Genomic DNA, 4,801 nt, shown 5'->3' with positions numbered 1-4,801 from the left:
GGTGGTCGCTACTGGGCTTGAACCAGTGACCCTCGCCTTGTAAGGGCGATGCTCTCCCAACTGAGCTAAGCGACCAATGTACTGTTTTTTCTAACAAAAATGTGGTGGTCGCTACTGGGCTTGAACCAGTGACCCTCGCCTTGTAAGGGCGATGCTCTCCCAACTGAGCTAAGCGACCAAAATACTGTACTGGATTTGAACCAGTGTCCCTCGACCGTCTCCTATAAAGAGCGGCGATGCTCTGTCTTTTTTCAACTGAGCTAAGCGACCAAAATGTTTCTTACTTACTAGCCTTGGCCGGTAAGTGGAGCGCTATTATAGGTATGGGCTTTTGACTGTCAACACCTAAATGAAAATTATTGTTTGTATGGGTGAAATCTGTTCGTTTTTGACATCGAGTGTTGAAAATTTATGCATTTTCACTTAATGCAGTAACCAAAACTTCAAAATAGAGTAACTAAGTAAGCCCATAAGTATGGTTACAAATAAACGTTTTTGAATTAAAGCGGTGATAAACGCCACTAGGCTTGCCCACAAAAATGGGTTGGTCAGGTGTAATGCCAGTGCTCCGTTTCGATAAAAAATACTTTGTACAATGATCACACTGAGTATTGCTATTGGCACATAAGACAGTGCTTGTTGCATAGGTTTAGGTAACCTCAGTCGACTAGCTAACGCAAATGGCAATAATCGAGGTATAAAAGTAACTGCTGCCATCGCCGCAATTAATAACATTTCATTCATGGGAGTCACCTTCAGCAGGGGATTTTTTCACTAGACGGTTTTCTGCCAACACGCCTACAACTATGGCTAATAGGCTAGATATCAGTAAGCCCGTTTGATGTGGCCATTGGTAGGTTAACAAACCACAAGCCGCTGCAGTTATTGCGCATAACCAGTGACTGGGTAATTTTAGGTTAGGCACAACTATGCCAATAAACGCCACTACCATAGCTATATCTAGGCCGAAGCTAGTTAAAGAGGGGAGTTGGCTGCCAAGTAAAATGCCGATCCAGGTGCATAAAATCCAATTCAGATACATAAACACTGCCGAACCTAGGTAATAAATTGGTAGGTGCTGATGTGTGCCCGATAGCGACATTTTGTTGTAAACAACAGCAAAGGTTTCGTCGGTAAGGGCAAAAGCCATTGGCCATCGCCACTTTTGGGTTAAACCTTGCACAATAGGAATAAGCGACACGCTGTATAACATGTGCCTAAGGTTAACGATAAACACGGTTAGGACTATCACAGGTAAGGCTGCCCCGGTGGCTAACATGGTTATGGCAATAAATTGCGAAGCGCCGGCAAAAACAAAAATTGAAATACTTAAAATCACCCAGTCTGCTAGACCTTGGGCGTGTCCCATGGCGCCAAATACTAAACCAAATGGCATAGCGGCCACTACCAGCGGAAATATGTCTTTCACGCCTGAGATGAATATGGATTGAGGGGAAGTGGAAGGCAAAACGATTAACTCCTGCTGCTAGTCATAGTAGGTTGGAATTGACTCTGTAAAATTCCTACCTGTTTCTGAAAATGTTGAGTGATATAACTTTGCTGGCTAAAACCACAGGTCAGTGGGGGTAACCTTGCTAAGTTGTGCACACAATAATAATCAGCGGATGCTTTCAATGGCTTAGTTCTGGTGGTTGATTTTTATTTAGTTTATCAAAGGACTTAGTGAAGTTTTGCAGGTTTTTGACTTTTACATTAAAAGCTTGTTTCTAGATATAAATTCGTTGCATTGGCTGTTAAAATGCCGCCAATTTTTTGCAATAGGTTTAATTAAATGACAGTGGTAACTCGATTCGCTCCTAGCCCTACTGGCTATTTACACGTTGGAGGCGCACGTACCGCGCTTTATTCTTGGTTGTACGCTAAAAGTAAAGGCGGAAAATTTGTATTACGTATCGAAGATACAGATATTGAACGTTCTACTCAGGCTGCGATTGATGCAATTCTAGAAGGTATGCAGTGGTTAGGATTAGACTGGGATGATGGACCTTTTTATCAGACCCAACGTTTTGATCGTTACAACCAACTAATCGACCAGTTGTTAGCTGAAGGTAAAGCGTATAAATGTTTTATGCCTGCAGCCGAGTTGGATGCAATCCGCGAAGAACAAATGGCCAAGGGCGAAAAGCCTCGTTACCCAGGTACATGGCGCGACCGCACCGATCATCCACAAGACCAACCTTTTGCGATTCGATTTAAAACACCTCAAACAGGTAGTGTGGTGATTAAAGATCATATCCGTGGTGATATCGAGATTGCGAATAGTGAACTGGATGATTTAATCATTCGTCGTACAGATGGCGCGCCTACTTATAATTTTTGCGTAGTCGTTGATGACTGGGATATGGGAATTAGCCACGTAGTGCGTGGTGAAGACCATATCAACAATACCCCGCGACAAATCAACATATTACTTGCTTTAGGCGCTCCTATCCCTGAATACGCTCATGTATCTATGATCTTAGGTGATGATGGTAAAAAACTATCAAAACGTACCAATGCAGTTGGTGTGATGGAATTTAGGGATGACGGTTATTTACCTCAAGCCTTATTAAATTATTTGGTGCGCCTTGGTTGGTCACATGGCGATCAGGAAATATTTTCTTTAGAAGAAATGATTGAGTTGTTTTCTTTAGATGCAATAGGTCAATCTGCTTCTGCATTTAATACCGATAAACTTATATGGTTAAACCAACACTACATCAAAACACTGCCAGCTAAAGAAGTGGCGGAACATGCCAAATGGCATTTTGCTCAGCAAGGTATCGATGTTACTCAAGGCCCTGCCTTAGAAGACGTGATTAGCGTGCAAGCTGACCGGGTTAAGACGTTAAAAGAATTAGCTCAAATCAGTAGTTATTTTTATCAGGAATATGAAGCGTTTGATGAAAAAGCGGCTAAAAAACATTTACGTCCTGTTGCAAAAGAGGCTTTGTTACTTGTACAAAGTAAATTATCAGCGTTAACACAGTGGAATACTGAGTCTATCCACGATGCAATTAATCAAACCGCTGAAGAGTTAGAGATAGGTATGGGTAAAGTAGGAATGCCATTGCGTGTTGCCGTTACAGGAGCAGGCAATTCGCCTTCATTAGATTTAACTTTAAATTTACTAAAACCTGCACAAATTGAACAACGTATAAACAAAGCGCTCGAATTTATAGCAAACAGAGAAAATTCCTGAAAAAATCGTTGACATAAAAAGGGCAGATGCCTAGAATGCGCCCCGCTGTCACGGAACGACACCTACTTGTTGGGTAAAAGCGCAAGCTTATTTAATAAGTTTGGGGCCATAGCTCAGCTGGGAGAGCGCTTGCGTGGCACGCAAGAGGTCGGCGGTTCGATCCCGCCTGGCTCCACCAATATCAAGGATTGTCTACTACCACCTAGGCCAGTAGATAAATAGATAAGACTGATAAATAGAAACTGAAAGGTTTTTTTATATCGGAAGACAATTATTTTAGTTGTTCGGAAAAGATACTGCCGCTCAGTTTGCAGGCTCACTTCTCCTAACAACAATTTATCAAAGCTAAGCTTTGATAAGCAAAATTGTTGTCCCCATCGTCTAGAGGCCTAGGACACCGCCCTTTCACGGCGGTAACAGGGGTTCGAATCCCCTTGGGGACGCCAAATATCAAAGCCGCTTAAGCAATTAAGCGGCTTTTTTATTGCTTCAAGAAAATGAAGACCCAAGGGGATGAGAACCCCTACGGTTCGACAAAAATGTCTGGAACATTTTTGAACGTGCTTTAGCGCGGCCCAAGCTGGTGAGGGCAGGGAAAGCCCGAATACAAAAATGTCTGGAACATTTTTGAACGTGCTTTAGCGCGGCCGCGAAGCGGTAAAATACATGGACGTATTTTATAATCCCCTTGGGGACGCCAAATATCAAAGCCGCTTAAGTAACTAAGCGGCTTTTTTATTGCTTCAAGATAATGATGGGCAAAATGGAAGAGGGTCCCTAAGATTCGATTCAGATATCCGATATAGATAAATCAAACCCGGCTTTTACGATGTGTGTTATTGCATCGCTAGGATTTAAAAATTTCATTGGTTTGACTGGTGCGTTTTGAAAATACGGCAGTAAAAAGTCACCTTGCTTCATATTGTCAACAATCCAACATTCTACTTTTTGATTAAATCTATCAAGGGTAATTTTAAACGTAGGTTGAGTGTAACCTTCTGGCACTATCCAGCCTCGCATATCCACTAAGATGCCCCAAGAGTTTTTCTGTAATACATCTATTTCTTCAGCTAATGATGCAATATAAGACAGGTCGTCGTGTTGAGACCAATTACCTCTCAATTTGGACACAATAAGAGAGTCATAAACGTGAATGTTGAAGTGACTACTGTAGTTCATAGACGACTATATTTTTACCTTGGAAGTTTCAGCTTAGCGTATTTTGTTTGGTAATGTCGCGGTTAAAAAGTCCCACAGCCTATCAGTAACCTTTGTTAATTTACTAGCGGGTTCTTTCTTACTCTAATAACTGGGCAATTGAAGCTCTGAGTAGACTTTCACGACCACTCAGAGTCCAAACTAAGTATCATTCATTTACAGAAAAGAAAGTAAATCTTCGTCTAGCTGCATTAACGTTTTTGGATCGGCCATCATGGTTTTGGCCAAAGACTTAGTTCTCGGTAATAAACGTTCAAAATAGAACTCAGCGGTTTTAATTTTGGCACGATAGAAGTCACGGTTTTCAACATCACCGGCTAATTTTTCGTAAGCTGTTTGAGCCATTTGTGCCCAGAAATAACCCATCATGATATAACCTGA

General features: G+C 41.8%; 5 protein-coding genes and 4 tRNA genes. 3 read left to right on the top strand and 6 right to left on the bottom strand.

The window, feature by feature from the left end:
- Window positions 1-2: 2 nt before the first annotated feature.
- The 4 genes from QZ488_RS21160 to QZ488_RS21145 form a co-directional block, all read right to left on the bottom strand.
- Window positions 3-75 (bottom strand) — tRNA-Val (locus QZ488_RS21160).
- 27 nt (window positions 76-102) lie between these two features.
- Window positions 103-178: transfer RNA gene (locus QZ488_RS21155), tRNA-Val, on the bottom strand.
- A 245-nt stretch (window positions 179-423) separates the two neighbouring features.
- Window positions 424-744 (bottom strand): AzlD domain-containing protein, encoded by a 321-nt coding sequence (locus tag QZ488_RS21150; protein ID WP_293752487.1) that lies wholly within the window; start codon window positions 742-744, stop codon window positions 424-426.
- Window positions 737-1,468: an AzlC family ABC transporter permease gene (locus QZ488_RS21145; RefSeq protein WP_293752485.1), complete on the bottom strand. Its 732-nt coding sequence runs from the start codon at window positions 1,466-1,468 to the stop codon at window positions 737-739. The genes QZ488_RS21150 and QZ488_RS21145 overlap by 8 nt, the downstream gene beginning before the upstream one ends.
- 324 nt (window positions 1,469-1,792) lie before the next feature.
- On the opposite strand from QZ488_RS21145, the gene gltX reads away from it, so the two are divergent.
- The 3 genes from gltX (at window position 1,793) to QZ488_RS21130 (ending at window position 3,648) form a co-directional block, all read left to right on the top strand.
- Complete coding sequence (gene gltX, locus QZ488_RS21140) at window positions 1,793-3,202, top strand: glutamate--tRNA ligase (RefSeq protein ID WP_293752483.1); 1,410 nt, start codon at window positions 1,793-1,795, stop codon at window positions 3,200-3,202.
- A gap of 102 nt (window positions 3,203-3,304) precedes the next feature.
- Window positions 3,305-3,380 (top strand) — tRNA-Ala (locus QZ488_RS21135).
- Between the two features lie 192 nt (window positions 3,381-3,572).
- Window positions 3,573-3,648, top strand: a tRNA-Glu gene (locus QZ488_RS21130).
- 343 nt (window positions 3,649-3,991) lie between these two features.
- Here QZ488_RS21130 and QZ488_RS21125 read toward each other — a convergent pair.
- Together QZ488_RS21125 and QZ488_RS21120 are read right to left on the bottom strand one after the other, a co-directional pair.
- Window positions 3,992-4,381, bottom strand: coding sequence for a hypothetical protein (locus QZ488_RS21125; protein WP_293752481.1), 390 nt, complete (start codon window positions 4,379-4,381; stop codon window positions 3,992-3,994).
- A 195-nt stretch (window positions 4,382-4,576) separates the two neighbouring features.
- Window positions 4,577-4,801 (bottom strand): acyl-CoA dehydrogenase C-terminal domain-containing protein (locus QZ488_RS21120; protein WP_293752479.1); only part of this gene is annotated, 225 nt, incomplete at its 5' end.

It is taken from the genome of uncultured Paraglaciecola sp., assembly GCF_913020055.1.
Lineage (GTDB): Bacteria > Pseudomonadota > Gammaproteobacteria > Enterobacterales > Alteromonadaceae > Paraglaciecola.
The sequence above is the reverse complement of the archived record's forward strand: the minus strand, read 5'-3'. Positions and strand labels throughout refer to the sequence as shown.